This window comes from Microbacterium sp. Nx66 (assembly GCF_904066215.1).
GTDB lineage: Bacteria > Actinomycetota > Actinomycetes > Actinomycetales > Microbacteriaceae > Microbacterium > Microbacterium meiriae.
Genome location: NZ_LR880474.1, coordinates 727,614 through 752,719 on the forward strand (window position 1 = coordinate 727,614; position 25,106 = coordinate 752,719).

General features: G+C 70.8%; 26 protein-coding genes. 13 read left to right on the forward strand and 13 right to left on the reverse strand.

The genetic code is table 11. The annotated features are described in order from the left end of the window. Window positions 1-5: 5 nt before the first annotated feature. From MICNX66_RS03380 to MICNX66_RS03405, 6 genes are all read right to left on the reverse strand, one after another. On the reverse strand, window positions 6-416 hold the full coding sequence (locus MICNX66_RS03380; RefSeq protein ID WP_187663287.1) for a VOC family protein: 411 nt from the start codon (window positions 414-416) through the stop codon (window positions 6-8). Window positions 417-464: 48 nt separating this feature from the next. Next, entirely contained in the window at window positions 465-1,223 is a 759-nt protein-coding gene (locus tag MICNX66_RS03385) for an SDR family oxidoreductase (protein WP_187663288.1), read from the reverse strand. Window positions 1,224-1,233: 10 nt separating this feature from the next. Further along, complete coding sequence (locus MICNX66_RS03390; protein WP_187663289.1) at window positions 1,234-1,542, reverse strand: hypothetical protein; 309 nt, start codon at window positions 1,540-1,542, stop codon at window positions 1,234-1,236. Between the two features lie 144 nt (window positions 1,543-1,686). Further along, window positions 1,687-2,856, reverse strand: coding sequence for an RtcB family protein (locus MICNX66_RS03395; RefSeq protein WP_187663290.1), 1,170 nt, complete (start codon window positions 2,854-2,856; stop codon window positions 1,687-1,689). 276 nt (window positions 2,857-3,132) lie between these two features. Continuing rightward, window positions 3,133-3,534 carry a VOC family protein gene (locus MICNX66_RS03400; RefSeq protein ID WP_187663291.1) on the reverse strand — a complete coding sequence of 134 codons (402 nt, stop codon included), beginning with the start codon at window positions 3,532-3,534 and terminating at the stop codon, window positions 3,133-3,135. Between the two features lie 31 nt (window positions 3,535-3,565). Beyond that, on the reverse strand, window positions 3,566-4,333 hold the full coding sequence (locus tag MICNX66_RS03405; RefSeq protein ID WP_187663292.1) for a siderophore-interacting protein: 768 nt from the start codon (window positions 4,331-4,333) through the stop codon (window positions 3,566-3,568). A 100-nt stretch (window positions 4,334-4,433) separates the two neighbouring features. Here MICNX66_RS03405 and MICNX66_RS03410 point away from each other — a divergent pair, with 100 nt between their 5' ends. From MICNX66_RS03410 to MICNX66_RS03425, 4 genes are read left to right on the forward strand one after another with little or no spacing between them, the layout of a single operon-like run. Next, the gene (locus MICNX66_RS03410) at window positions 4,434-5,429 is read left to right on the forward strand and encodes a siderophore ABC transporter substrate-binding protein (protein WP_187663293.1); all 996 of its coding nucleotides are present in this window, start codon (window positions 4,434-4,436) and stop codon (window positions 5,427-5,429) included. 49 nt (window positions 5,430-5,478) lie between these two features. Further along, on the forward strand, window positions 5,479-6,465 hold the full coding sequence (locus tag MICNX66_RS03415) for an ABC transporter permease (protein WP_187663294.1): 987 nt from the start codon (window positions 5,479-5,481) through the stop codon (window positions 6,463-6,465). A 7-nt stretch (window positions 6,466-6,472) separates the two neighbouring features. Then, entirely contained in the window at window positions 6,473-7,501 is a 1,029-nt protein-coding gene (locus MICNX66_RS03420; RefSeq protein ID WP_187664095.1) for an iron chelate uptake ABC transporter family permease subunit, read from the forward strand. Continuing rightward, window positions 7,498-8,253: an iron ABC transporter ATP-binding protein gene (locus MICNX66_RS03425; protein WP_187663295.1), complete on the forward strand. Its 756-nt coding sequence runs from the start codon at window positions 7,498-7,500 to the stop codon at window positions 8,251-8,253. Before MICNX66_RS03420 ends, MICNX66_RS03425 begins: the two co-directional genes overlap by 4 nt. Here the strand turns inward: MICNX66_RS03425 and MICNX66_RS03430 are convergent. Genes MICNX66_RS03430 through MICNX66_RS03445 form a run of 4 tightly spaced genes read right to left on the reverse strand, consistent with a single transcriptional unit; the run spans window position 8,247 to window position 10,536 of the window. After that, on the reverse strand, window positions 8,247-8,567 hold the full coding sequence (locus tag MICNX66_RS03430; RefSeq protein WP_187663296.1) for a hypothetical protein: 321 nt from the start codon (window positions 8,565-8,567) through the stop codon (window positions 8,247-8,249). The two genes, MICNX66_RS03425 and MICNX66_RS03430, sit on opposite strands and share 7 nt — an antisense overlap. 4 nt (window positions 8,568-8,571) lie before the next feature. After that, complete coding sequence (locus tag MICNX66_RS03435) at window positions 8,572-8,769, reverse strand: hypothetical protein (RefSeq protein ID WP_025104487.1); 198 nt, start codon at window positions 8,767-8,769, stop codon at window positions 8,572-8,574. A gap of 38 nt (window positions 8,770-8,807) precedes the next feature. Continuing rightward, the gene (locus MICNX66_RS03440) at window positions 8,808-9,767 is read right to left on the reverse strand and encodes a DNA-3-methyladenine glycosylase family protein (RefSeq protein WP_187663297.1); all 960 of its coding nucleotides are present in this window, start codon (window positions 9,765-9,767) and stop codon (window positions 8,808-8,810) included. Window positions 9,768-9,822: 55 nt separating this feature from the next. After that, window positions 9,823-10,536, reverse strand: a complete 714-nt coding sequence (locus MICNX66_RS03445; protein WP_187663298.1) for a winged helix-turn-helix domain-containing protein — start codon at window positions 10,534-10,536, stop codon at window positions 9,823-9,825. 330 nt (window positions 10,537-10,866) lie between these two features. On the opposite strand from MICNX66_RS03445, the gene MICNX66_RS03450 reads away from it, so the two are divergent. The 4 genes from MICNX66_RS03450 (at window position 10,867) to MICNX66_RS03465 (ending at window position 16,127) form a co-directional block, all read left to right on the forward strand. Next, a complete protein-coding gene (locus MICNX66_RS03450; protein WP_187663299.1) occupies window positions 10,867-11,175 on the forward strand; it encodes a GNAT family N-acetyltransferase in 309 nt (102 codons plus the stop codon). Window positions 11,176-11,227: 52 nt separating this feature from the next. Beyond that, window positions 11,228-11,710 (forward strand): DIP1984 family protein, encoded by a 483-nt coding sequence (locus MICNX66_RS03455; protein ID WP_187663300.1) that lies wholly within the window; start codon window positions 11,228-11,230, stop codon window positions 11,708-11,710. A gap of 254 nt (window positions 11,711-11,964) precedes the next feature. Beyond that, a complete protein-coding gene (locus tag MICNX66_RS03460) occupies window positions 11,965-13,134 on the forward strand; it encodes an exonuclease SbcCD subunit D (protein WP_187663301.1) in 1,170 nt (389 codons plus the stop codon). Then, window positions 13,134-16,127 (forward strand): AAA family ATPase, encoded by a 2,994-nt coding sequence (locus MICNX66_RS03465; RefSeq protein WP_187663302.1) that lies wholly within the window; start codon window positions 13,134-13,136, stop codon window positions 16,125-16,127. The genes MICNX66_RS03460 and MICNX66_RS03465 overlap by 1 nt, the downstream gene beginning before the upstream one ends. A gap of 2 nt (window positions 16,128-16,129) precedes the next feature. On the opposite strand, the gene MICNX66_RS03470 is transcribed toward MICNX66_RS03465, so the two are convergent. Beyond that, window positions 16,130-16,687, reverse strand: coding sequence for a phosphorylase family protein (locus tag MICNX66_RS03470; protein ID WP_187663303.1), 558 nt, complete (start codon window positions 16,685-16,687; stop codon window positions 16,130-16,132). A 109-nt stretch (window positions 16,688-16,796) separates the two neighbouring features. Between MICNX66_RS03470 and nadE the strand changes: the two genes are divergently transcribed. The 3 genes from nadE (at window position 16,797) to MICNX66_RS03485 (ending at window position 21,985) form a co-directional block, all read left to right on the forward strand. After that, window positions 16,797-17,615 carry an ammonia-dependent NAD(+) synthetase gene (gene nadE / locus MICNX66_RS03475; RefSeq protein ID WP_187663304.1) on the forward strand — a complete coding sequence of 273 codons (819 nt, stop codon included), beginning with the start codon at window positions 16,797-16,799 and terminating at the stop codon, window positions 17,613-17,615. 87 nt (window positions 17,616-17,702) lie between these two features. After that, complete coding sequence (locus MICNX66_RS03480; RefSeq protein ID WP_187663305.1) at window positions 17,703-21,185, forward strand: TM0106 family RecB-like putative nuclease; 3,483 nt, start codon at window positions 17,703-17,705, stop codon at window positions 21,183-21,185. Then, the gene (locus tag MICNX66_RS03485) at window positions 21,182-21,985 is read left to right on the forward strand and encodes a GNAT family N-acetyltransferase (RefSeq protein ID WP_187663306.1); all 804 of its coding nucleotides are present in this window, start codon (window positions 21,182-21,184) and stop codon (window positions 21,983-21,985) included. Before MICNX66_RS03480 ends, MICNX66_RS03485 begins: the two co-directional genes overlap by 4 nt. Before the next feature lie 22 nt (window positions 21,986-22,007). On the opposite strand, the gene upp is transcribed toward MICNX66_RS03485, so the two are convergent. Next, complete coding sequence (upp, locus tag MICNX66_RS03490) at window positions 22,008-22,640, reverse strand: uracil phosphoribosyltransferase (RefSeq protein ID WP_025104476.1); 633 nt, start codon at window positions 22,638-22,640, stop codon at window positions 22,008-22,010. Window positions 22,641-22,721: 81 nt separating this feature from the next. Between upp and MICNX66_RS03495 the strand changes: the two genes are divergently transcribed. Then, complete coding sequence (locus MICNX66_RS03495; RefSeq protein ID WP_187663307.1) at window positions 22,722-23,177, forward strand: nucleoside deaminase; 456 nt, start codon at window positions 22,722-22,724, stop codon at window positions 23,175-23,177. Window positions 23,178-23,181: 4 nt separating this feature from the next. Here the strand turns inward: MICNX66_RS03495 and MICNX66_RS03500 are convergent, their stop codons facing one another. After that, complete coding sequence (locus MICNX66_RS03500; protein ID WP_187663308.1) at window positions 23,182-24,153, reverse strand: cation diffusion facilitator family transporter; 972 nt, start codon at window positions 24,151-24,153, stop codon at window positions 23,182-23,184. Between the two features lie 59 nt (window positions 24,154-24,212). On the opposite strand from MICNX66_RS03500, the gene proC reads away from it, so the two are divergent. Further along, on the forward strand, window positions 24,213-25,052 hold the full coding sequence (gene proC / locus MICNX66_RS03505; protein WP_187663309.1) for a pyrroline-5-carboxylate reductase: 840 nt from the start codon (window positions 24,213-24,215) through the stop codon (window positions 25,050-25,052). Window positions 25,053-25,106 lie beyond the last annotated feature (54 nt).

A 25,106-nucleotide genomic window follows, 5' to 3' on the forward strand; every position in this document is an offset into this window, starting at 1 on the left:
GGCGGTCACTCCGGGTCGCCGTGCAGCATCCAGGCGATCCCGAAGCGGTCGACGAGCATGCCGAACGTCCCACCCCACGGCGGCACGTCGAGCGGCATCGTGATCGTGGCGCCCTCGGAGAGCCGGTCCCACACCTGTCGGGTGACCTCCTGTGTATTGCCGCTCAGCGAGACGGAGATGCCCTGCGGTCTCTCGTAGGTCATGCCCTCCGGAGTATCCGAGGCCATGAGCACGAGACCGTCGGGGGTCGTGAGCTGCGCATGCATCACGAGATCCTTCTGGCTCGGATCCTGCACCATGTCGGGGAAGTCGCCGAAGACCGTGATGTCGAGGTCTCCGCCGAGGACTCCCCGGTAGAACTCCATGGCCTCGCGGGCCTCGGTGCGGAAGGACAGGTAGGGATTGAGGTTCGCCATGCGTGCTGCTCCTGGTCGCTCGACTGCTGGAAAGACCCCCGCCCCTCCTCAGTCTGCGCGCGCCGGGACCGCTTCGGCAAGCCATTCCGCGAACGTCTGCGTCCCGCGAATCGCGTCTGGTCCCGGCAGCGCCTTCCCCGCGCGCATCCCCGCCATCTGCGGACCTGGCACGTTCAGCGCCGGGATCCAGCCGCGGTACCCGATGCGTCGCGCGTACGCCCGCACCATGTCGGCGAGCTGCTCTTCGCGGGGGCCGGCGAGGTCGGGCACTCGGCCCCGCGCGTCCCCGGTCGCGAGCGCGACGAGCCGTTCCGCGACCTCTCGGGCCGCCACCGGCTGCGTGCGCGCACGCGGGGCGAGATGCAGCGGACCCGCCTTCGCGCGCGCGAACATCTGCGCGGCGAACTCGTGGAACTGCGTGGCTCGGAGGATCGTCGAGGGGACGGCGGACGCGGAGACCAGCTTCTCCTGGGCCACCTTGCCCGCGTAGTAGTCGTAGGGGATCCGGTCGATGCCGACGATGGAGAGCAGGACGACGTGTCCCACGCCGGCGTCCGCGGCGGCGGCGAGGAGGTTCCCGGTGGCGGCCGTGAAGAACTCGATCGCCGTGCTCGCCTTCAGCGTCTCGACGCTCACGACGTCGATCACGGCGTCGGCCCCGGTCAGCGCCGCCTCCAGCCCGCGCCCGCTGACCAGGTCGACGCCGTGCGAACGACTGAGCACGACGGCCTCATGACCCGCGCTCCGGACGGCCGCCACCGTGGGCGTGCCGACGACGCCGGTTCCTCCTGCGACGACGATCCTCATGCGTCGATCCTCACTCCCGATCCAGTCCGAAGGTGCGCTTCACGAGCGCCTGCACATCACGATCGAGTCCGTCGATACGGGCGTTGACGCCGTCGATGCGGGTGCCGACCGCGTCGAACCGGGTGTTGACCGCGTCGAAGCGCGCGGTCATCTCGTTGCGCAGGCCGCCGAGCTGACCGTTCATCTCGTTGCGCAGGCCGCCGATCTCGCTGCGCAGGACGCGGATGAACAGCGTCGAGACGACCGTGAGCATGCCCATCATCAGCGCCGTGAACGCGCCGATCATGGTCCAGACCTGTGCACCGTCCATGGTTTCCATCCCCTCATCGTGGCACCGGATCCTTCAGCCTGCCAGCATCCTGGCGGACGCCACGCTCGGCGACCCGCGCTCTGTGGAGATACCGGGAATCGCGCGGATTGGGGAGGAAGGGCCGGGCGAGGATCCCTCTCACCCGGCCCTCGGTCAGTCGCCCTTCACGTTGACGAGCTGCCGCAGCGTGTGCCGGATCCGCACCAGGCTCGCCGCATCCGCCATCACGCGATCGATGGGCTTGTACGCCTGCGGGATCTCGTCGATGAAGGCGTCGGTGTCGCGGAACTCGATGCCGGCCATCGCCTCGCGCAGCTGCGCATGCGTGAACGTCTTCCGGGCCGCGGACCGCGAGTACTCGCGCCCGGCGCCGTGCGGTGACGAGTTCAGCGACAGCGGGTCGCCGAGCCCTTCCACCACGTAGGACGCCGTGCCCATCGACCCGGGGATGAGTCCGGGCCGACCCGCATCCGCCTGGATCGCGCCCTTCCGGGACACCCAGACGCGCTTCCCGAAGTGCATCTCCGACTCCGTGAAGTTGTGGTGGCAGTTGATCCGCTCCTCCTCCTCGACCGGGGTGCCGAGGAACTCGGAGAGCTGCCGGATGACGCGGTCCATCATCTCCTCGCGGTTCAGCAGCGCGAAGTGCTGCGCCCACCTGAGCTCCCGGATGTAGCGGGTGAACTCCGGCGTGCCCTCGACGAGGTAGGCCAGGTCGGGGTCGGGGAGGTCGATCCACCATTGCTTCGCCAGACGCTGTGCGACGGCGATGTGGTGCCCGGCGATCCTGTTGCCCACGCCGCGGGAACCGGAATGCAGGAACAGCCAGACCCGGTCGAGTTCATCCGCCGACACCTCGATGAAGTGGTTTCCCGACCCGAGGGTGCCGAGCTGGAGCCGCCAGTTCTTCGCGTAGCCCTCGGGGTCGAACTCGGCCGCGGTGGCCCGCTCCTCCAGCTCGACCACGCGAGGAGCGGCCGTCCCCACGACCTTGTTGTTGTAGCGCCCGGCAGACAGCGGGACCGCGCGCTCGATCTGCTCCCGGAGCGCGGCGAGGTCGCGCCCGTCGAGGTCGTCCTTCGTGAACGGCGTGCGGACGGCGATCATGCCGCAGCCGATGTCGACCCCGACGGCGGCGGGGATGATCGCGCCGAGCGTCGGGATGACCGACCCGACGGTCGCCCCCTTGCCGAGGTGCGCATCCGGCATCAGCGCCAGGTGCGGGTGGATGAACGGCATGCGTGAGGTGGTGCGCGCCTGATCGAGGGTCTTCTCATCGATCAGGGACGCCCACGACAGCAGCCGCGCGGAGAGCCTCTCCATGATTCCTTTCCTTGTGGTGATGTCCAGCCCACAGGTCAGGGGAGTCTTCCGACGGAAAACGCCCCGGACCTGACGGTGCGGGGCGTTGCGAGAGCGGATGCTGTCACACGGCGCGCGCCGGAGGGTACGACTCGTCGCGGTCATTGCGCTTCTGCGGAAGCGGCAATGCCGTGATCGGGTGGAGATTGCGCGGGGCGGTCATCCGTCGTCTCCTCGGCTGGTGTGCGGCGCCGGTCGGCACAGCCTTGCCACCCTAGGCGGCGACACGCCCGGGCGTCAAGCGTCCCTCGGCGGGTTGTACATGAACTCGAGCCGGATGCCGTCGGCGTCCTCGACGAAGGAGGCGTAGTACCGGTCGCTGTACCGCGGATATTCCTTCGGGTCCCGCACGGCGGTCCAGCCGGATTCGAGCGCGAGATCGTGGAGCCTGTCGACCTCGGCGCGCGACGGCACCGCGAAAGCCATGTGCTGCCAGCCCACGCGGCCGTGCCGGTGGGGCGTGGAGTCGTCGTCCCAGGTGTAGAGGATGATCTCGGTCTCGTCGCCGGTGTGCCAGGAGATCGAGTGATCGTCCTCGCCGCCGAGTTCGTAGCCGAGCGCGGTGAGCACGGGATGGAACTGCGCCCGTCCGCGTTCGAGGTCGGCGACGGTGATGCCCAGGTGATCGAGGAGAGTCATGCGCCCAGTCTGTCAGCGCATCGACCCGGTGTCAGTGGGGAGCGTGGTATTCGGCCTCGCCGCGCTTCCAGTAGCCCTTCACGACGGCGTTCGCGTTGTCCACGCCCCAGCGTGCCAGCAGGGCCCGACCGGGCTTCACGATGGACTGCTCGGCGGCGATGAAGACGAACGGGTCGGGTCCGACGACCTCGTCCTCGGTGAGCGCGTCGAGGAAGGAGATCAGCGCAGAGCCGGCGGGAGCGGCGCCGCGGTGCAGCCACTCGACAGCCACCGGAGCTTCGAGAGCGACCTCGCCGGCTGCCGACGTGGTCTCGATGACGATGCGTGCCGGCGTGCCCTCGGGGACGAGGGCGGCGAAACGGCGGATCGCGGGGATGGCCGTCTCGTCACCGACGAGGAGCCACGATCCCGGCTCTCCGGTGAGGACGGCGGCGCCGCGCGGCCCGCCGACGCCGATGGTCGACCCCAGCGGGGCGTTCGCGGCCCACGGTGCGGCCACGCCCTGATCGCCGTGCACGGCGAACTCGACATCGAGCCAGTCGTCACCCCACGCGAGGGGCGTGTACTCGCGGCTCGGGGCGGCGCGCAGCTCCTCCACCGAGCCCACGGGGCCGCTCGGGAAGAAGAGCCGCATGTGGTCGTCTGAGCCCGGGGAGTCGAAGTCGGCGAGGTCGGGGCCGGACAGCCGGACGCGCACGAAATCCGGAGCGAGCCATTCGCGGGCGCTCAGCGTGACGTTGCGGAAGCGCAGCTCGAGGCCGCGACGCTCGATCGAGAAACCGGATTTCGTATCGCTCATAAAGTAAGGCTAACCTAAAAACCGACGCGGTCGGCTCGCCCGCCCGTCGGACCGGCGCCCCACGAGGGTGCACACATCCCCGCAGAACAGGAGTCTCTCCATGTCCGTGCCCAGAACCCTCACCGCCACGAGCGTCGCTCTCGTCGGCCTGCTCGCCCTCTCCGGCTGCGCGTCCGGCGGCGAAGCCGAACCCGAAGCGACGACCGCGGGATCGGGGACCGTGACCATCGAGGACAACACCGGCACGCATGAGATCACCACGCCGCCGACCTCGGTCGTCGCTCTGGACAACCGGACCTTCCAGACCCTGTCCGACTGGGGTGTCGAGCTCTCCGCCGGTGCGGTCTCCCTGATGCCGGAGACCGTCTCGTACGCGAAGGACGAGGACATCGTCGACATCGGCCTGCACACCGAGCCCGACCTCGAGGCCATCGTCGCCGCCGACCCCGACCTCATCATCAGCGGTCAGCGCTTCACGCAGCACAACGAGGCCATCGCGGAGCTGGTCCCGGACGCGACGATCATCGACCTGGAGCCCCGAGACGGCGAGCCCTTCGATGAGGAGCTCAAGCGGCAGACGACCGTCCTGGGCGAGATCTTCGGCACGCAGGACGAGGCCCAGAAGCTCGTCGAGGAGTTCGACGCCGCGGTGGACCGCGCGAAGGCGGCCTACGACGACGCCGACACCGTCATGGCCGTCAACACCTCGGGCGGCCAGATCGGCTACCTCGCTCCGACGGTCGGCCGTTCCCTGGGTCCGATCTACGACATGCTCGGCCTCACGCCGGCACTGCAGGTCGACGACGCGAGCGACGACCACCAGGGCGACGAGATCTCGGTCGAGGCCATCGCCGCCTCGAACCCCGACTGGATCCTCGTGCTCGACCGCGACGCCGTGTTCGCGGCGGAGACGCCGGACTACGTGCAGGCGGCGGAGATCATCGAGAACTCCGAGGCGCTCACCGGCGTCACCGCGGTGAAGGACGACCAGATCGTCTACATGCCCACGGACACCTACCTCAACGAGAGCATCCAGACGTACACGACGTTCCTCAACGACCTCGCCGACGCGCTCGAGAAGAGCGCCGACAAGTAAGGGCTGGGCGGCGGCGTCCCGACCGGGGCGCCGCCGCCGGCATCCCCCCATGACCTCTCCTCTCCTCACCTCGACACCGCGATCGTCCGCACGGCTGTTCGATCCGAAGCTGCTCATCGGCGTCCTCGTCGTGGCGGTGCTCCTGGCGATCTCGCTCTTCACGGGCGTGTACGACATCGCCGGCGCGGACGACGGCGCGCAGATGTTCCAGATCACCCGCGTCCCCCGGACGATCGCGCTCGTGCTCGCCGGCGCGGCGATGGCGATGGCCGGTCTCGTGATGCAGCTTCTCACCCAGAACCGCTTCGTCGAGCCGACCACCACCGGGACCACCGAGTGGGCGGGACTCGGGCTCCTCACCGTCATGGTGCTCGTGCCGCAGCCCTCCCTTCCGCTGCGTATGGCCGGCGCCGTGCTCGCCGCCTTCGTCGGCACGATGGTGTTCTTCGCGTTCCTCCGCCGGGTGGCGTTGAAGTCGTCGCTCATCGTGCCCATCGTCGGCATCATGCTGGGCGCCGTGGTCGGCGCGATCACGACCTACTTCGCCCTCGTCACGAACTCCCTGCAGATCATCGGTGTCTGGTTCGCGGGCAGCTTCACCTCGGTCATGCGCGGACAGTACGAGATGCTGTGGATCGTCGCCATCATCGGCGTCATCGTCTTCCTCGTGGCCGACCGACTGACCATCGCCGGGCTGGGGGAGGAGATCGCCACCAACGTCGGGGTGAACTACAACCGGATGATCCTGCTCGGCACCGCGCTGATCGCGGTGACGACCGGTGTGGTCACCGTCGTCGTCGGCAACCTTCCCTTCCTGGGGCTGATCGTTCCGAACATCGTCTCGATGGTCCGTGGCGACGACCTGCGCAGCAACCTGCCGTGGGTGTGCCTGCTCGGCATCGCGATCGTCACCGTCTGCGACATCATCGGCCGGACGATCATCATGCCGTTCGAGGTGCCGGTGTCGCTGATCCTCGGTGTCGTCGGCGCCGTCGTGTTCGTGCTCCTCCTCCTGCGGCAGCGTCGTCGTGGCTGAGGCGACGATGACGGCGACGACGGCCCCGCGGACGACGCGCTCGGCCGGGGCGTTCACGACCGTGCGGGCGCGTCGCCGCTATATCGTCGTGCTCGTGGTGCTCGGCGTGCTCGCCCTCGGTTCCGCGTTCGGTCTCCTCGCCTGGGACAACCCGCTGCCCGTCGGCACGCCCGGGTTCTGGCGCATCGCCCAGCACCGCGCGACCGCCGTGGTCGTGATGGCGCTCGTCGCCGTCGCCCAGGCCGTCGCCACGGTCAGCTTCCAGACGGTCACGAACAACCGGATCATCACTCCCTCGATCATGGGCTTCGAGTCGCTGTACCGTGTCGTCCAGACCACGACCGTGTACCTCTTCGGCGTCGCCGGGCTGGTGGCGATCCAGGGCGTCGGCCAGTTCGCCCTCCAGGTGCTCATCATGGTCGCGCTCGCCGTCCTCCTCTACGGGTGGCTCCTGTCCGGGCGCTACGGCAACCTCCAGATCATGCTGCTCGTGGGCATCGTGATCGGGGGCGGCCTCGGGGCGATCGCCACGTTCATGCAGCGGCTGCTCACCCCCAGCGAGTTCGATGTGCTCGCCGCCCGGCTGTTCGGCAACGTCTCCAACGCCGATCCCTCGTATCTCCCGCTCGCGATCCCGCTCGTGATCGCGGCCTCGACCCTCCTGTGGCTGCGGTCCCGGCGTCTGAACGTGCTCGCGCTCGGCCCCGATGCCGCACGATCGCTCGGCCTCGACCACCGGCGGGAGCAGTTCCTCGTCCTGACCCTCGTCGCCGTGCTGATGGCCACCTCCACAGCCCTCGTGGGTCCGATGACCTTCCTCGGCTTCCTCGTGGCGACGCTCGCGTACCAGTTCGCCGACACGCACGACCATCGGCTGATCTTCCCGGTCGCCGTCCTCACCGCGTTCTCGATCCTGGCGGGGGCGTACTTCGTCATGAAGAACGTCTTCTACGCGCAGGGCATGGTCTCGATCCTCATCGAGATCGTGGGCGGCACCGTGTTCCTCATCGTCATCCTCCGAAAGGGCAGACTGTGATCGCACTCGACGGCGTCCGCCGTGACTACAGCAGCGAGGTCGCGATCGGCCCCGTCGACCTCCGCATCCCCACCGGCGGGATCACCGCCCTCATCGGGCCGAACGGTGCGGGCAAGTCGACGCTCCTGACCATGATCGGCCGGCTGAACGGGATGGACGCCGGGGCCATCGAGATCGCGGGCCTCGACGTCGCCTCCACGAAGTCGAAGGACCTGGCCAAGGTGGTCTCGATCCTCCGCCAGGAGAACCACTTCGTGACCAGGCTCACCGTGCGGCAGCTCGTGGGTTTCGGCCGCTTCCCGCACTCCCAGGGCCGGTTGACGAGAGCCGACGAGGAGGTCATCAGCCAGGCGATCGACTTCCTCGATCTGGGGGCGCTCGAGGGGCGCTACCTCGACGAGCTCTCCGGCGGGCAGCGGCAGCGGGCTTACGTGGCCATGGTGCTCGCGCAGGACACGGAGTTCGTGCTGCTCGACGAGCCCCTCAACAACCTCGACATGCGGCACGCCGTGCAGATGATGAAGCACCTGCGGCGCGCGGCGGAGGAGCTCGGGCGGACGATCGTCATCGTGTTGCACGACATCAACTTCGCCGGACACTACGCCGACCACATCTGCGCCATGAAGGACGGTCGGGTGGTGGAGTTCGGCCCGCCGGCGGCGATCATGACGGACGACGTGCTGAGCCGCGTGTTCGACACCCCCGTGCAGGTCGTGGACGGACCCTCGGGCCCCCTCGCCGTCTATTACTGACGCGGGCCGGCGATCCGAGGGGCCCGGAGGTCGTCGTTCTCCACGATCACCGCGGCGTGCCGCTCCGGGTCGTCCTCTCGCAGGTACATCCGCTGACCCTCGACGTAGCGTCGGTCGCTCGCCGCCTCCGGGGCCACCGTGGGGTGCCGCGGCGCGAGGAGTTCGGCGATCTCGTCGGCGAACACCGTCTTCCCCGAGCCGTCCACGCCGTCGATGCCGACGAACACGTTGCGGCGGAGATCCTCCGGCCGCGGAATCACCGACACCACGGCCGTGAGCACGGCGCGACGGCCGGCGCTGGACTGCCGCTCCATGGCGTCAGAGCTCGACGCCGTGGTCCTCGTCGTTCACGCCCGCGTTGTGACCGCGGCGGGACTCGTAGCCGAGGAACCAGCCGAACCACACGATCGCGGCGAGCAGCACGCCCAGCCACACGTTCTGGAAGATGAGGCCGAGGACGACACCGGCGATCAGCAGGCCGACCGTGACGAAGATGCGCAGGGCGGTACGGGACATGCGCTCAGCATACGTCGGCCGCTCCGGGAACGGGCCGGTCAGCGTCGGCGGTGGTCTTCCGGGGCGAGCCGGGGTCCGCGCCGCGCCTCGGCGACGCCGCTCGCGAAGATGAGCCGGATGACGCGCTGCCGGTGACCGGCCCAGGGAGCGAGCAGCTCGACCATGCCGGCGTCATCCGTGCGGTGCCCCGTCAGGGCATGTCCGACCTCGTGCGCCAGATGGTAGTCGCCCACGCTGACGGCATCGGGGTCGCCCAGCGCACGGATGCGCGTCTCCGCAGCGGTCCAGACGCCGACTCCGGGCAGGCTCGTGAGGACGCGGTCACGTTCAGGGCCGGTCGTGGCCGCTCGGACGGCATCGGCGATGCGGTCGCCGCGCTCCGCCGCCCGCACGATGGTCTTCGACTGCGGCGGCTCCACTCCGGCGCGGTGCCACGCCCAGGAGGGGATGCGTCGCCACTGCGCCGCCGTGGGAGCGACGGCCATCGGTCGCGGCGTCGGCCCCGGCGCCGGGTCGCCGAAGCGCGACACGAGGTATCGCCAGGCGCCGAAGGCCTGCATGGAGGTGACCTTCTGCTCCAGGATGCCGCAGGCGAGAGCATCGAAGACCTCATCCGTGCGCGCGAGCCGGATGCCGGGGTGTCGCCGGGCCGCCTCGGCGATGAGGGGGTGCAGGGAGGGATCGAAGCCGGTCGGGTCGTCGCCGGCACCGCACAGTGCCGGCACGAGGGCGAGTGCGTGCTCGGCGCCCGGACCCCAGGCGGTCGCCGTGACGTCGTTCCCCGACATCCGCAGGGCCAACGTCGACGGACCCTGTGGCGTGCGGACCGCGCGCCAGATGACGGGGCCGTCGAAGACCGTCGTCGGATCGGTGCCGCCGCGGCGCAGCATGCCGACGGTTCGCCGGAGATCGAGCGGGTGCGGCGGGCGGTACGTCGTCTCCCGCGGAGCATCCGCGCGGACGGCGCCCGCCGTCGCGGGGGCGGCGGCGAGGGTCATGCGCCCACCCTACGCGCGGCTCCTGACACCGGCCTCCGGGCTGAGCAGGAGCGGGTCAGAAGCGGTCGGGCGACGGGGTTCCGTGGCCGTAACGGATGACGACGTCGGCGTGACGGTCGAAGCGGTAGCCGATGCCGCGCACGGTACGGACGATGTCCTCGTAGCGCCCGAGCTTCGCCCGCAGCCGGCGCACATGCACGTCGATCGTGCGCTCGCCAGGGGTCTCGTCGTCCTGGGCCTGCCAGAGGGCGGCGACGAGCTCGCTGCGCTCGATCGTGCGGCCCTCGCGGAGGACGAGGTACTGCAGCAGCTCGAACTCCTTGTAGGTGAAGGCGGCCGACTCGCCGTCGATGAGCACGCGCTTGCGGGAGATGTCGACGGTGACGCCGGACTCCTCCGGCGTGGTCTCCTCCTCGGCGGCGGCCTTGGTGCGGGCGATCGCGCCGGGCTCCTGCAGGGCGAGACGCACGACGTCGAGGTCGCGGCCGCCGGAGCCGTGCGGGGCGAGGGCGACGGTGGCGTGGGTCTCGGCGCCGGGCGCGAGCTCGGCAAGCGTGCGGCGGAGGGCGTCGACGAGCAGCGGAAGGCTCACACCGGCTTCGGCGGCCTTGATCTCGTCCAGGCCGACGTAGAGGGCGAAGCCGCGGGGCGAGCGGACGGCGGGGAGGTCGGCGCCGGTCGGGGCCAGCGGAGCCGACGACTCGGCGGGTCGGACGGTGCGGTTCGGGGCGGTGACGGCGGGACGCTCGAGAAGGGCGGAGTTCGACATGATGATGGGTCCTCAGGACGTGAGCCCGACGGGAGGGGGCTCGGATGCGTTGCACGAATGACCGGCGGAGCCGGGGAAGCGAGCACGGGTGTGTGCTCGGGACACTGCTCTCGCAGATGGCGAGGAGTCAGGTCAGACGAGGTGGCTGTTCGTTCAGCGACACATTCGGCAACACATGTCAACGCGACCGGGCATCATCATCCCGGCAGTCCCGTTCGCCTCCTGGGCGGACAAAGGGCGTGCGTTGATGGTCATGGGGGGATTATGTCCGATCGTGACGGGACATGTCAAAACGCCCGGGCGCGTCGCAAGAGGCGTAACGTGACACGGATGACGATCTCGCACACCGTCGGCGGCTTCATCCTGACCGACGAGAAGGACGCATCGCGGTACACCCTCACGCGCGACGGGAAGCTCGTCAGCGTGCTCGACTACCGGGACGACGGCCACACCGTCGCCCTCACCCGGGCCTACACGGTCCCGGCATTCCGCGGAAACGGATACGCCGGGAAGGTGGTCGAGGGGGCCGTGGCCGACATCGCGGAGCGCGGCGACCGCAAGGTCGACGCGGTCTGCTGGTACGTGGCGGAGTGGTTCACCGCCCACCCCGAGCAGTCCGGACTCCTCCGCTCACGCTGACGCTCCGGCTGTATGACGAACTGTTACGGCCGCCGCCTGCGAGGATGAGGGCATGAGACTCGCCGAAGCCCTGGCCGCCCGCGCCGACCTGCAGCGCCGCATCGAGCAGCTGCGGGCGCGCATCGTCGCGAACGCCCGGTACCAGGAGGGTGAGGAGCCTGCGGAGGACGCGGCGGCGTTGATCGAGGAGGCCGATGACGCACTGACTCGGCTGCAGAGCCTCATCCGCCGCATCAACGTCACGAACTCCCGCCTCGACCTCGGCGCGGACGGCACGATGACCGACGCGCTCGCCGCGCGGGACGTGCTGCGCCTGCGCCACTCGGTGCTCGCCGACGCGGCGGCCGCCGCGTCGGGGGCGAGCGAGCAGTACCTGCGTCAGATGCGCTCGGAGCTGAGGCAGGTGTCGGCGCTGCCGGTCGCCGCGCTCCGGGCCCGGGCGGACGCCGTCGCCCAGGAGCTCCGTGCGCTCGACAACCGGATCCAGCAGGCGAACTGGTCGCACGACCTCGAGGAGGAGAGCGGAAGTCGGTAGTCGCGACGGAGCGGGCACAACCCTCAGCCGGCGGGGCAAGCCGGCACCTGTGGGCGGAGGGCAGCCTTGATCTCGCATCGCGCAGCCCCGCACGTCGCACAGGTGAAGATGCACGGTGCATCTCGCATCACCACGTGCCGGTCGTCGCGACGAGGGTGGGTCAGGGGACCTTCCGCCTTCTCCTCGGCCGTCGGGAGACGGCGGTCCCGGCACGCCTCGGACGGAATGTCCGAGGGGCTTCGTACCGTGGGGGTATGCGGATCCTGCACACCTCGGACTGGCACATCGGCCGGACGTTCCATGGCAACTCGACCATGGACGCGCTCGCCGAGGTGCTCGCCGCCCTGACCGCGCAGGTCAGGGAGCACGAGGTCGACGTCGTGATCGTCGCGGGCGACGTGTTCGACTCCGCCACGCCCTCGGCCGCCGCCTATACGCTGCTCGGAGACGCCCTCGTCGATCTGCATGAGACGGGTGCACGGGTGGTCGTCACCAGCGGGAACCACGATTCCGCCGCGCGGCTGGGGTTCCAGGCCCGGCTGCTGCGCGACGGCATCCACGTGCTCACCGACCCCCTCGCGGTCGGTACCCCCGTCACGATCGACGACGCTCACGGTCCGGTGCATTTCTTCGGGATCCCGTATCTGGAGCCCGCGATCGTCCGCCAGCACTGGCCGGAGGGCGACGCCGAGGGACGGCAGCTGCGCACGCAGGCGCAGACCATGACGCACGCGATGACCCTCGTCCGCGCGGGCATGCAGGAGCACGCGGGTCGGTCGATCGCGATCGCCCACTGCTTCGCCGCGGGGGTGGAGCCGACGGAGGGTCTGGAGCGCGAGGTGCGACAGGGCGGCCTCGACGTCGTGCCGCTCCGGGCGTTCGACGGCCCCGACTACGTCGCACTGGGTCATATCCACGGTCGTCAGCAGGTCAGCGAGCGGGTGCGATACGCCGGCGCTCCGCTGCACTACAGCTTCGGCGAGCAGCACAAGCCGCGCGGCTCCTGGCTCGTCGACCTCGATGCCGACGGGCTCGCGGGCGTCGAGTGGCTGGAGCTGCCGGTTCCGCGGCGCCTGGTCACCCTGACCGGCGCCTTCGAGGAGATCCTCTCCGCAGAGAACATCGCCGCGCACGCCGACGCCTGGGTGTGCGCCGTCTACACCGACGCCGTACCGCAGACCGAACCCATGCGACGGCTGCGCGAGGCGTACCCGCACTGCGCCATGGTGCAGCATCAGCCCGCGACGGTCGGGGAGGAGCGTGAGCGGTCGTACGGCGAGCGGCTGCGCTCCGCGGTGACCGACGCCGACCGGATCGAGGCGTTCCTCGAGCATGTGCGGGCGGGCCAGGGAGCGACCGAGGTCGAACGCGAGCTGATCCGCGAGGTGCTCGACGACCGGGTCCGCGCGGAAGCCCTCGTCTAGTGCGGCTGCATCGGCTGGAGGTCGAGGGTTTCGGGCCGTTCCGCGCGCGTCAGACCGTGGACTTCGACGCCTTCGCCGACGACGGGATCTTCCTCATCGCCGGCCGCACCGGAGCGGGGAAGTCGAGCATCCTGGACGCGGTCTGCTTCGGGCTGTACGGCGGGGTGCCGCGGTACGACGGCGGGGAGAAGAGGCTCCGCAGCGATCACAGCGAACCGGACGATCCCTCCGAGGTGGTCGTCGAGTTCAGCACGCCCTCCGGTCGCTACCGGGTCACGCGTTCGCCCGAGTACCTCCGGCCGGCTCGGCGCGGCGGAGGCCTGACCAAGCAGGCGGCTGCGGTCTCCCTGGAGGAGCTCACGGACGACGGCTGGGTGGGTCGCGCGGCGCGGGCGGTCGACGTGGCGCACGAGCTCGATGACATCCTCCAGCTCAGCCGCGAGCAGTTCCTGCAGGTGATCCTCCTCGCGCAGAACCGCTTCTCGGAGTTCCTCCTGGCGGGCAGCCGGGACCGGCAGGCGCTGCTGCGCCGGCTCTTCGGCACCGAGCGTTTCGAAGACGTGCAGGCGCGGTTCGACGAGCGGCGGCGCCACGCTGAGCAGGGGCTCGGCGCGCGCCTGGCCACCGTCTCCGCGCGGCTGGACGAAGCGGAGCGCCTGGTGGTGGATGCCGACCTCGGGCGCGACGGCGGTGACGACGAGGGCGGCATCGCGTCGGAGGTGCAGGGCGCTGGCACCACGACCGCCGATCGCCTGGCGGAGCTCGAACGGGCGCAGGCGCGCGCTGCGTATCGGGCGGAACGGCGCGCCGCCGATCGCCTGGAGGCGGAGAAACGGTTCGAGGTCGCCGATGCTGCTCTGGCTGCGGCGCGCGAGGATCAACGCGCGCAGAAGGAGCGAGACCGTGCCCGCGCGGCGATGACCCGTCTGGATGCCGAGGAAGCGGCGGTCGCCGCGGCGAAGGCGGAGCTCGCCAGGGCGCGGGCAGCCGAGGTGCTCCGTTCCTCGATCGCCGCGGCCACACGCGCGGCGGCGGCAGCGGACGAGGCGGCCGCCACGGAGGAACGAGCACGCGCGGCCTGGGCCCGGCTCGGCGTCGAGACCGACGACCTCGACGCGTGGATCGCGGAACGGACGCGTGAGTCCGGGATCTGGGAGCGCGCCGTCACGCTGGAGGCACAGGCGTCGTCCCGCGCCACCGAGCGCGGGACGGCGGAAGCGGCTGTCGTCGCCGCCGAGCGCCGGTGCGAGGACGGGCAGGCGGAGCGCGCTGCCCTCCCCGGGCGGATCGCGGCCGCAACCCTGGAACGGGACGACGCCCGTCGACTCGCCGACCGCATCGCGGAATGGGAGAGCGTGCGCATCGCCGCGGCCGTTCGCCGCGAAGCCGCGGTAGAGGCGGAGACCCTGCAACAGGAGTGCACCTCCGCCGAGCGGGTCCTCGCCGAGGCGACGTCTGCACAGGCCGCCGCACAGTCGGCTCTCGCTGACCTGCGGCAGCGCCGGATCGACGGCATGGCGGGGGAGCTGGCCTCCGCCCTCGTCGACGATCACCCCTGCCCGGTGTGCGGTGCGCGAGAGCACCCGGCCCCGGCAGACCACGGCGCGACGGTCTCCGCGGAGGACATCGCGGCTGCGGAGGTCCGGAGGGACGAGGCGGCGCGGCGCGAGCAGCAGGCGGCGTCGACCTGCACGACGTTGCAGGTCCGACTCGCCGCCGCCACGGCGCGCGCGGACGGACGGGACGTCGAGACGGCGGGAGCCGAGCTCGATGCCGCCCTTGCCGCGGAGAAGGAAGCCCTCGCCGCCGCCGAGACCGCGCGGCGACGCGATGTCGTCCTCGCCGAGCTCCGTGAGCAGCAGGACGCCCTGGAGCTCCGCCGTGTCCAGGATGAGGCGGCCCTGGCCGCAGCCCGCGAGCAGCTGGCTCTGGTGGTCCAGCGAGACGATGACGCCCGCAGGGCGATCGACGAGGCGCGAGGGAGCTACGCGTCGGTCGCCGAGCGGACGGCGGAGACGACCGCCCACCTCGCCGTGGCCCGACGCCTCCGGGACGCCGAGGCCGAACGTGCGCGGAGACAGCAGGCGGCGACGGAGGCGGCCGCCGAGAGGGACGCGGCACTCGATGCCTCCGAGTTCTCCGACGTCACGGCCGTCGTGGAGGCGTTGCGCCCGCCGGCGGTGCAGGCGGAGCTCGATGAGCGGGTGACGACGCACGCGGTGCAGCGGGAGAAGGAGCGTGCACTTCTCTTCGACCTCGAACTGCGGACCCTGCCGGAGGAGCCGATCGACCTCGCGCCGATCGAGCAGGCGGCGCTCGATGCGAGGGCGGCGTGGACCGCCGCCGTCGACGAGGCCACGAGGACGGCGGGCGACGCTGCGCGGCTGACCGGCCTCATCGACGCCGCGAAGGACGAGCACGCCCGCACGGCAGAGGACGCGGCGGCGTTCGAGGTGCTCCAGGCCCTCGCCGACACCATCGCCGGACGCGGAGCGAACACACGCAAGATGACGCTGGAGACCTTCGTGCTGGCGGCAGAGCTCGAAGAGATCGTCGACGCCGCGAACCGCCGCCTCCACGACATGTCGGAAGGACGCTACCGGCTGCAGCACTCCGATGCCCTGGCGGCACGCGGTGCCGCGTCCGGACTGGGCATCGTGGTCGCCGACGCGTTCACCGGGCAGACCCGCCCGCCACAGTCGCTGTCCGGCGGCGAGACGTTCCTCACGTCCCTGGCGCTCGCCCTCGGGCTGGCCGAGGTCGTGACGGCCCGCGCCGGCGGCATCCGCCTGGACACGCTCTTCATCGATGAGGGATTCGGCTCGCTCGACGGCGACACACTCGACGTCGCGATGCGCACGCTCGACGAACTCCGGCAGGGCGGGCGCACGGTCGGGGTCATCAGCCACGTCGAGGCCATGCAGGAACAGATCCCGGCTCAGCTCACCGTCCGCGCGCTGCCGAACGGGCCGAGCGTCATCGAGATGCGCTGAGCTCAGACCCCGTATTCGGCGCGGATGACTTCGCGCAGCTCGATGCTGCATCGGGCGATGGCCTCGCGGAAGTCGGCCAGGGCGCCGTCCTCGGCTTGGTCGGAGACGGCGCGGAAGGCGCGGATGGGCACGCCGAACTGCCCCGCGACCCAGATGTACGCGTAGGTCTCCATGTCCACCAGTGCGGCGCCCATCGGCCGGATCACCGCCGTGACCTCGGCGTCGTTCACGAAGTGGTCACCCGTGGCGATCACGACGCCCTCGCGGCCCGTGGTCACCTGCGGCGGAAGCGAGACGTGCCGTCCGACGACGCCGTCGAGATCGATCACGTCGTGCTGCACCGCCGTCGCGATCTCGTGCACCGCGTACGGACGCCCCTTCTCGATGGAGCCCGCGGTGCCGACGACGACGACCTCGTCGTAGGTCTTCGCGTCGAGGGCCCGGGTCAGCGCGTACGTCGCCGGCAGCTTGCCCGGGCCGGTGACCAGACGGTCGAAGCCGTCGAGCTCCTCGGGGAAGGCGGACAGTTCGGACTCGAGGGCGGCGACGAGGAGCTTCACCGCTTCAGTCTCTCAGGTCGCGGCTGGATACCGCGTCCTGGCGCAGTGGCGTGACCCGCAGGAAACACGGAAGGGCGATACTGGAGTGAACCGATGAGCGGAGGACAACGTGTCGTTGCAGAAGCAGATCGCGGAAGACCTGGGCGCCCGGCCCGACATCGACCCCGAAGCGGAGGTGGAGCGTCGCGTCGGCTTCCTCGCGGACTACCTGCGCACGACGGGCGCGAAGGGCTTCGTCCTCGGCATCTCCGGCGGACAGGACTCGACGCTCGCGGGGCGCCTCGCCCAGCTCGCGGTGGAGCGCGTGCGTGCCGAGGGCGGGGAGGCGACCTTCCTCGCGGTGCGCCTGCCCTATCGCGTGCAGCACGACGCCGACGACGCGCAGGCCGCGCTGGACTTCATCGCGCCGGACTCGTCGATCGAGGTGAACATCCAGAACGGGGTCGAGGGTGTCGAGAAGGACATCGAGTCCGCCGTTTCCAGCGACATCTCCGACTTCAACCGCGGGAACATCAAGGCCCGCCTCCGCATGGTCACCCAGTACGCGCTCGCCGGGCACGAGGGTCTGATCGTGATCGGCACCGACCATGCCGCCGAAGCCATCACGGGCTTCTACACGAAGTTCGGCGACGGCGCGGCCGACGTCCTCCCGCTCGCCGGGCTCACGAAGCGACAGGGTCGCGCCCTGCTCCAGTTCCTCGACGCCCCGGAGCGCCTGGCCTTCAAGGTGCCGACGGCCGACCTCCTCGACGACCAGCCGGGGCGCACCGACGAGGACGAGCTCGGGCTGACGTACGAGCAGATCGACGACTTCCTCGAGGGCCGGGAGGTCGACCCCGAGGTCGCCGGGCGCATCGAGGCGCGGTATCTCGTGACTCAGCACAAGCGTCATCTGCCCGTGACGCCCGACGACACCTGGTGGCGCTGACCCGGGGCGCCTCACGCGGGACCGCCCGCTTTTCGCCGTGTCGGATGCCGCGGATAGTGTCGAAGCAGCCGACAGAACGGGAGAATCGTGCGGATCGACACAGAGGCGCAGCGGGTCATCTGGAGCGCGAGCGACCTCAAGGCGGCCGCCGAGTGCGAGTTCGCCTGGTCCCGCGCGATCGATGCGAAGCTCGGTCGGGTCCCCGCGGTGGAGGAGCCGGAGGACGCGACGCTCCTCCGCGCGGCCCAGCTCGGAGACGTGCACGAGCAGAACGTGCTCGAGCGCTTCATCCGGGAGCTCGGCGACGAGCGGGTGCATCGGGTCGCCAAGGTCTCGTCGAGCGATCCTGACGCGCTGGCTGCCGCCGTCGACGAGACGTTGAGCGCTCTGCGGTCCGACGCCCTGGTCGTCTTCCAGGCGGCCTTCGCCACCGACGAGTTCGTCGGGTTCGCCGACTTCCTCCGCCGCGATGCGGACGGGCGTTGGCGCGTGCAGGACTCGAAGCTGGCCCGCAAGGCCCGGGTGACCGCGCTCATGCAGCTCGCGGCATATGTCGACCAGCTCGACCGGCTCGGCATCCCGCGTGCGGACGAGGTCGACCTCATCCACGGCGACAACAGCGTCAGCACGCATGCGGTCGACGACCTCCTCCCACTGTTCCGCGTGCGCCGGGCGCGGCTGCGCGCTCTGATCGCGGACCGCGCCGTGGCCGACGGCGCGGCCGGGGCGCCGCTCGCGTGGGGCGACGACCGCGGCGATCTGCGCGTGGTCGCCTGCGGACGTTGCGCCACGTGCGAGGAGCAGGTGCTGGCCCATCGCGACCTCCTCATGGTGGCCCGCATGCGGCCGGTGCAGCGGGCCCGTCTGCGCGCCGCCGGGATCCTCACCATCGACGACCTGGCCGCGGCGACCCAGGCACCGGAGGGCATGAACGTCGACACGTTCGAGAACCTCCGCGCCCAGGCCCGCGTGCAGCTGCGGGCGGATGCCGAGGGCGCGGCGACGTACGACGTGCACTATGCCGCGGCGATCCACACCCTCCCTGTGCCCAGCCGCGGGGACATCTTCTTCGACTTCGAGGGCGATCCGCTGTACACCGAGCCCGCTCCCGACGGCGAGGCCGAGTGGGGCATCGACTATCTGTTCGGCTGGGTCGACAACGCCGACCAGTACACCGCGCTCTGGGCGCACTCGTTCGCGGAGGAGCGTCGGGCACTGGAGACCTTCCTCGATTTCGTGAAGGTGCGTCGCGCCGCCCACCCCGGCATGCACATCTATCACTACGCCCCCTACGAGACCTCCCACCTGGTCGCGATGGCCGCCCGCCATGGGGTGCGCGAGGGTGAGGTGGACCGCCTGCTCCGCGAGGGCGTCTTCGTCGACCTGTACCCACTGGTGCTGCGCACCGTCCGCGTGGGTTCGCGGTCCTACTCGATCAAGAAGCTCGAGCCCCTCTACATGGGGGAGGACGTGCGCACGAGCGACGTCCAGAAGGGCGACGACTCCATCGTGCAGTACGTCGCGGCGCGGGAGCTCGCGGCAGCGGGGGCGCAGGCCGAGGCCGACGCGGTGCTCGCCGACCTCGCCGACTACAACCGCTACGACTGCGTCTCCACCCGGCGGCTGCGCAACTGGCTCATCAACATCGCCCGCGCGGAGGGGGTCACGCCGGCCCCGCCGGACGACGCGGACGAGGTCATCTACGAGCCGTCGCCGCGTTCGCTCGCGCTGCTCGGCGACGCGGAGCGTGCGGTGGAGGTCGGTGGCGATGGGCTCGTGCACCGGCTCGCGGCGGCCGCCATCGACTACTTCCCACGCGAGGCGAAGAGCTTCTGGGTCGCGCACTTCCAGCGGCTGCGGGAGCCGGTCACGATGTGGGACGGCACCCGCGATGTGGTGAAGGTCGATGCGACCCGCTCGCGGGTCCGCCGGGACTGGAGCATCGGCGAGGGCCGCAGAGTCCTGTCGCGCGAGCTGGAGATCCGCGGCGAGGTGTCCCCTGGAACGACGCTCGGTCCGGGTGCCCAGCCGTTCGCGCTCTACGACGTCCCGGCGCCGTTCGACACCGACGTCCCGTCGCGCGCGGTGCACGTGCCGCACGGGGTCACGGTCGTCGAGGTGCTGGACGACGGCTATCTCGTGGCGGAGTCCGCGGTCCAGGGGCAGACCTGGGATGACCTCCCCGTCGCCCTCACCCCCGCCGCGCCGCCACGGGTGGTGTCGCTGCAGCAGGCGATCGACGAATGGGCCGATGCGGTGCACGCGGCCGCTCCGGACTTCCCCCAGGACGCGGCGACCGACATCCTCCGCCGCCTCCCTCCGCGCACCGTGTCGGGGAACGCGCTCCCGGCCGCCGGCGACGACCCGATCGACGCGATCGTCCGCGGGATCCTGGACCTCGACCGCAGCTATCTCGCCGTACAGGGGCCTCCAGGCACGGGGAAGACCTACACGGGCTCCCAGGTGATCGCCCGGCTCGTCACAGAGCACGGCTTCCGGATCGGCGTCGTCGCGCAGTCCCACGCGATCATCGAGACGCTGCTGGAGCGCGTCGTCGCCGACGGTGTCGCCCCGGGTCACGTGGCGAAGTGCCCCAAGGACGCGAACGCCGACCCCGGGTACACGGTGATCCCGAAGACCGGCATGGCCGCCTTCCTCGCGGAGCACGCAGACGGGGGCGCCGTCGTGGGCGGTACCGCCTGGGACTTCAGCAACACGCAGCGGGTGGCCAGGGGAGAGCTCGACCTGCTCGTGATCGACGAGGCCGGGCAGTTCTCGCTCGCCTCGACGATCGCGGTCGCCACGGGCGCGCAGAGGCTTCTCCTCCTCGGCGACCCGCAGCAGCTGCCTCAGGTCAGCCAGGGCGCCCACCCGGAGCCGGTGGACACGTCCGCGCTCGGCTGGGTGATGGACGGCGACCCCGTCGTGCGCCCGGAGTACGGCTACTTCCTCGCGCGCTCCTGGCGGATGCACCCGCACGTCGCGGCTCCGGTGTCGAAGCTCGCCTATGCCGGGAAGCTCGCCTCCGCCCCCGGTACCGAGCGGCGCGCGGTCGAGGGCATCGACCCGGGCCTCCACGTGGTGCCGCTGCGCCACCGCGGCAACGCGACCCAGTCGCCGGAGGAAGCAGAGGAGGTCGTGCGCATCGTCCGCGACCTCGTGGGCCGCGCCTTCCACGACAACGATGCGGCGGGCACCGTGCGGCCACTGACGCCGGAGGACATCATCGTCGTGGCGCCGTACAACGCGCAGCGGCAGCTCGTGCACGACGCGCTCGCCGCGGCGGGTTTCGGCGGCGTCCCGGTGGGCACGGTCGACAACTTCCAGGGCAAGGAGGCCGTCGTCTCGATCACGACGCTCGCGGCGTCGAGTGGCCGAGACGCTCCCCGGGGCCCGGAGTTCCTGCTGCTGCAGAACCGGCTCAACGTGGCGATCTCCCGGGCGCAGGTCGTGGCCTACCTCATCCACTCGCCGGCGCTGCTCGACGACCTGCCGTACACGCCCGAGGGCGTCGCCCGGCTCAGTGCCTTCGCCCGCCTGGTGGGGGCCGCGGAGGAGGAGGGTTCATGACGACGACGGTTCCTGCACCGGCCGCCGACGGCACGCCGACCGAGGCGGACATCCTCCGTGCCGCCGCCGCGTGGGCCTGGTTTCCGCGCGGCAGCGAGCATGTCCGCGGCGACCTGCTCCTCGTGCGGTACCCGGAGCGGTTCGGGGGCGGCGTCCGCGGCTCGCAGGTGACGTCCGCGCGCCCCGCCGCCGAGGTGCTGGACGGGGCGCTGGAGCGCACCAGAGCCTGGGGCGAGAGCGTGTTCACGTTCTGGACGAATCCCGCCGACGACCCCGACCTCGAAGAGGAGCTCCGACGCCGCGGTGCCGTGCACTTCGACACCGTCACCGTGTTCGCGCGTCCGACCAGTGGAGCCGCGGTCGACGTGACGCCCGGGGTCTCCGCCGAGGTCGTGCGGGCCGTGGATCAGCTCCGCGAGGTCGATGCGATCAACGTCCCGGTCTGGGAGCAGCAGCCCCTCGACGACGACGGTCTGCGTGCCGAGTTCGCCGAGCTGACCGAGGCTCTCGATGCCGGTACCGGTTTCCGGGTGCTCGGGCGCATCGACGGACGCGCGGTGAGCACGGGCGGATGCACCATCGTCGACGGGTTCACTCGACTCTGGGGAGCGGCGACGCTCGAGGCCGATCGTGGTCGCGGCGTCTATCGAGCGGTCCTCGCGGAACGCCTGCGGCAGAGCGCCGCGCGCGGTGCGAGGACTGCGCTCGTCAAGGGCCGTGTCTCGACATCGGCGCCGATCCTCGCGAGAGCCGGCTTCACGCGCTACGGCGACGAACGCGGCTACCGCCTGGCCCTCTGACGTGGGAGCGGCGGCGACGGCCTCAGACGGTGCCGTACAGCCGGTCTCCCGCGTCGCCGAGACCGGGCACGATGTACCCCTTCTCGTCGAGGCGCTCGTCGAGCGCTCCGAGGACGAGGGTCACGTCACGGTCGCCGGCCATCGCCTCGATCGCCGCCACACCCTCCGGGGTGCCGAGCAGGCAGATCGCGGTGACGTCCTTCGCACCGCGATCGAACAGGAACTGGATCGCGGCGGCGAGCGAGCCGCCCGTCGCCAGCATCGGGTCGATCGCGAAGCACTGGCGGTCGGAGAGGTCGTCCGGAAGGCGCTCGGCATAGGTGGTGGGCTCGAAGGTCTCCTCGTCGCGGACCATGCCGAGGAAGCCGACCTCCGCGGTGGGGAGGAGCTTGACGAGGCCTTCGAGCATGCCGAGACCCGCCCGCAGGATCGGTACGACGATGGGTCGCGGCTCGGAGATCTTCACGCCTGTGGTCGTGGTGACCGGCGTCGTGATCTCGATGGGAGTGACCTTCACATTCCGGGTCGCCTCGTACGCGAGGAGCGTCACGAGCTCTTCGGTCAGCTGGCGGAAGACCGGCGACGGGGTGCGCGCGTCGCGCAGCACCGAGAGCTTGTGGGTGATGAGAGGGTGGTCGGCGACGTGAACACGCATGGATACAGGCTAATGCGCCCCGCGTCCGCGCACGACATCGGGTGCCGTGGCGGACACCGCGCGCTGTCGTAGGCTCGGGGCATGACCGCCGCCGACCGCCGTGCGATGCAGCGTGCCCTCGAGCTCGCTGCCGAGGCCGCGGACGCCGCGGAGATCCCGGTCGGCGCCGTCGTCCTCGATGCCGACGGGAATTTCCTGGCGGAAGGACGGAACACCCGCGAGACCACGCACGATCCGACCGGGCACGCCGAGATCGAAGCCATCCGGGCTGCGGCGGCGCTCCAGGGATCGTGGAATCTCGACGGCTGCACGCTCGTCGTCACCCTCGAGCCCTGCGTGATGTGTGCCGGCGCGATCCTCCAGGCACGCATCGGCCGCGTGGTCTTCGGCGCGTGGGATGACAAGGCGGGAGCGGCCGGCTCGATGTACGACGTGCTGCGCGACCGGCGCCTGCCCTACCGCGCCGAGGTGATCGGCGGCGTGGACGAGGGGGCCTCGGTCGCTCTGCTGCGCGCGTTCTTCGAGGACCGTCGCTGACGGTTCAGTCCGACGACTTGAGGACGAAGACGTCGGTCGAGGGTTCCGGATCGATCGCGGGACGGTAGACGTCCGGCTCGATGTAGACGACCCGGGCGACCGGCACGGCGGCGCGGATGCGGGCCTCGATCTCGTCGATGTCATCGGCGACCTCGCGCAGCGGCTTGTCGGCGCTGAGCGCGATCTTCGCGGCGACCATCAGCTCGTCAGGCCCCAGGTAGAGGGTCTTCATGTGGATGATCTTCTCGATCTCCGGGCCGTCGTTGATCGCGTCCACGATCCGGTCGTAGTCGGCGGGGGTCGCTCCCTCGCCGACGAGCAGACTCTTGGTCTCCACACCCAGCACGATCGCGATGAGCACGAGCAGGACGCCGATCATCACGGTGCCGAGGGCATCGAAGACGGGGTTGCCGGTGAGGAGCGTGAGACCGACGCCGAGCAGGGCGAAGGTGAGTCCGGTGAGGGCCCCCACGTCTTCGAGAAGGACGACGGGGAGCTCCGGCGCCTTGGACCGTCGTACGAAGGAGAACCACGACTGCCCCTTCTCGCGCACGACGTTGCTCTCGCGCACGGCGGTGCGCAGCGAGAACGACTCCAGGCCGATCGCGATGAACAGCACGACGAGGGGGAGCCACCACCAGGTCTGATCGATCTCATGCGGATGGGTCAGCTTGTCCACACCCTCGTAGATCGCGAAGAGCCCGCCGACGGAGAAGAGGATGATCGACACGACGAAGGCGTAGACGTAGCGCTCGCGGCCGTAGCCGAACGGGTGCGAACGGTCCGCATGGCGTTTCGCCTTGCGCCCGCCGAGCATCAGCAGCAGCTGGTTGCCGGAGTCGGCGACGGAGTGGATCGCCTCCGCGAGCATCGATGCCGAGCCGGAGAGGGCCCACGCGAGGAACTTCGCGAGGGCGATGCCCAGGTTCGCCAGGAACGCCGCGACGATGGCCTTGCTGCCTCCGGATGCACTCATGCGACGAGTCTAGGACGGCAACCCGGCCGCCACAGGAGCGCCCGCCGTAGGATGACGACATGGCTGATGCGCTCCCGTCTCTCGCGTTCCTCGGTGCCGGATCGATGGGAGGAGCGATCCTCCGCGGCGTGCTCGCCTCGGGGGTCCCTGTGGACGGAGGGATCACCGCGACGAACCGCACGCCGGAGAAGGCGGAGGCGTTCGCGGGCCTGGACGGCGTCACCAGCATCGCGCTGTCCGAGCGGCCGGAGGGCAATGCCGACGCCGTGGCCGGCGCACGAGTGGTCCTGGTCGGGGTGAAGCCGGCGATGGTCCCGGACCTGCTCCGCGAGATCGCGCCGCACCTCAGCCCCGAGACCGTCGTGGTGAGCCTCGCCGCGGGAGTCACGCTGCAGACCTTCGCCGACGTCCTCGGGACGGAGGCCCGCGTCATCCGCTCGATGCCGAACACCCCGTCGACGATCCGCAAGGGGGTCACCGGGCTCGCGGCCGGCGCCGCGGCGACCCCCGACGACCTCGCCCTCGTGCGTCGTCTGTTCGAGACGGTGGGCGCGGTGGTGGAAGTCCCCGAGTCGCAGATCGATGCGCTCTCGACGATCTCCGGCTCCGGTCCCGCGTACGTCTTCCTCCTCATCGAACAGTTCACCGCAGCCGCGCGGGAGATGGGCTTCGCCGACGCGGACGCCCGTCTGCTGGCCGAGCAGACCTTCATCGGCGCGACCGCGCTGCTGGATTCGACGGGGGAGGACCCCGCGGAGCTCCGCCGCCGGGTGACGAGCCCGAAGGGGACGACGGAGCGCGCGGTCGCCGTGCTCCAGGACGCGCACCTGTCCGACACCTTCGCCGCTGCTGCCGCCGCCGCCCTCGCTCGCGCGAAGGAGCTCGCCGCCGGCGTCTGATCCCCGCCTGTTCTCGCGCGCTTCCATCCCGCGGGAGCAGGCGATCACGCGAGT

What these genes read in the sequence shown, in the direction of transcription:
- MICNX66_RS03450 (WP_187663299.1), top strand. Translation starts at nt 10,867, where the DNA reads ATGACGATCTCGCACACCGTCGGCGGCTTCATCCTGACCGACGAGAAG.
- MICNX66_RS03420 (WP_187664095.1), top strand. Translation starts at nt 6,473, where the DNA reads ATGACGGCGACGACGGCCCCGCGGACGACGCGCTCGGCCGGGGCGTTC.
- MICNX66_RS03395 (WP_187663290.1), bottom strand. Translation starts at nt 2,856, where the DNA reads ATGGAGAGGCTCTCCGCGCGGCTGCTGTCGTGGGCGTCCCTGATCGAT.
- proC (WP_187663309.1), top strand. Translation starts at nt 24,213, where the DNA reads ATGGCTGATGCGCTCCCGTCTCTCGCGTTCCTCGGTGCCGGATCGATG.
- MICNX66_RS03385 (WP_187663288.1), bottom strand. Translation starts at nt 1,223, where the DNA reads ATGAGGATCGTCGTCGCAGGAGGAACCGGCGTCGTCGGCACGCCCACG.
- upp (WP_025104476.1), bottom strand. Translation starts at nt 22,640, where the DNA reads ATGCGTGTTCACGTCGCCGACCACCCTCTCATCACCCACAAGCTCTCG.
- MICNX66_RS03415 (WP_187663294.1), top strand. Translation starts at nt 5,479, where the DNA reads ATGACCTCTCCTCTCCTCACCTCGACACCGCGATCGTCCGCACGGCTG.
- MICNX66_RS03390 (WP_187663289.1), bottom strand. Translation starts at nt 1,542, where the DNA reads ATGGAAACCATGGACGGTGCACAGGTCTGGACCATGATCGGCGCGTTC.
- MICNX66_RS03500 (WP_187663308.1), bottom strand. Translation starts at nt 24,153, where the DNA reads ATGAGTGCATCCGGAGGCAGCAAGGCCATCGTCGCGGCGTTCCTGGCG.
- MICNX66_RS03400 (WP_187663291.1), bottom strand. Translation starts at nt 3,534, where the DNA reads ATGACTCTCCTCGATCACCTGGGCATCACCGTCGCCGACCTCGAACGC.
- MICNX66_RS03460 (WP_187663301.1), top strand. Translation starts at nt 11,965, where the DNA reads ATGCGGATCCTGCACACCTCGGACTGGCACATCGGCCGGACGTTCCAT.
- MICNX66_RS03435 (WP_025104487.1), bottom strand. Translation starts at nt 8,769, where the DNA reads ATGTCCCGTACCGCCCTGCGCATCTTCGTCACGGTCGGCCTGCTGATC.
- MICNX66_RS03440 (WP_187663297.1), bottom strand. Translation starts at nt 9,767, where the DNA reads ATGACCCTCGCCGCCGCCCCCGCGACGGCGGGCGCCGTCCGCGCGGAT.
- MICNX66_RS03405 (WP_187663292.1), bottom strand. Translation starts at nt 4,333, where the DNA reads ATGAGCGATACGAAATCCGGTTTCTCGATCGAGCGTCGCGGCCTCGAG.
- MICNX66_RS03485 (WP_187663306.1), top strand. Translation starts at nt 21,182, where the DNA reads ATGACGACGACGGTTCCTGCACCGGCCGCCGACGGCACGCCGACCGAG.
- MICNX66_RS03430 (WP_187663296.1), bottom strand. Translation starts at nt 8,567, where the DNA reads ATGGAGCGGCAGTCCAGCGCCGGCCGTCGCGCCGTGCTCACGGCCGTG.
- MICNX66_RS03380 (WP_187663287.1), bottom strand. Translation starts at nt 416, where the DNA reads ATGGCGAACCTCAATCCCTACCTGTCCTTCCGCACCGAGGCCCGCGAG.
- MICNX66_RS03445 (WP_187663298.1), bottom strand. Translation starts at nt 10,536, where the DNA reads ATGTCGAACTCCGCCCTTCTCGAGCGTCCCGCCGTCACCGCCCCGAAC.
- MICNX66_RS03455 (WP_187663300.1), top strand. Translation starts at nt 11,228, where the DNA reads ATGAGACTCGCCGAAGCCCTGGCCGCCCGCGCCGACCTGCAGCGCCGC.
- MICNX66_RS03495 (WP_187663307.1), top strand. Translation starts at nt 22,722, where the DNA reads ATGACCGCCGCCGACCGCCGTGCGATGCAGCGTGCCCTCGAGCTCGCT.
- MICNX66_RS03410 (WP_187663293.1), top strand. Translation starts at nt 4,434, where the DNA reads ATGTCCGTGCCCAGAACCCTCACCGCCACGAGCGTCGCTCTCGTCGGC.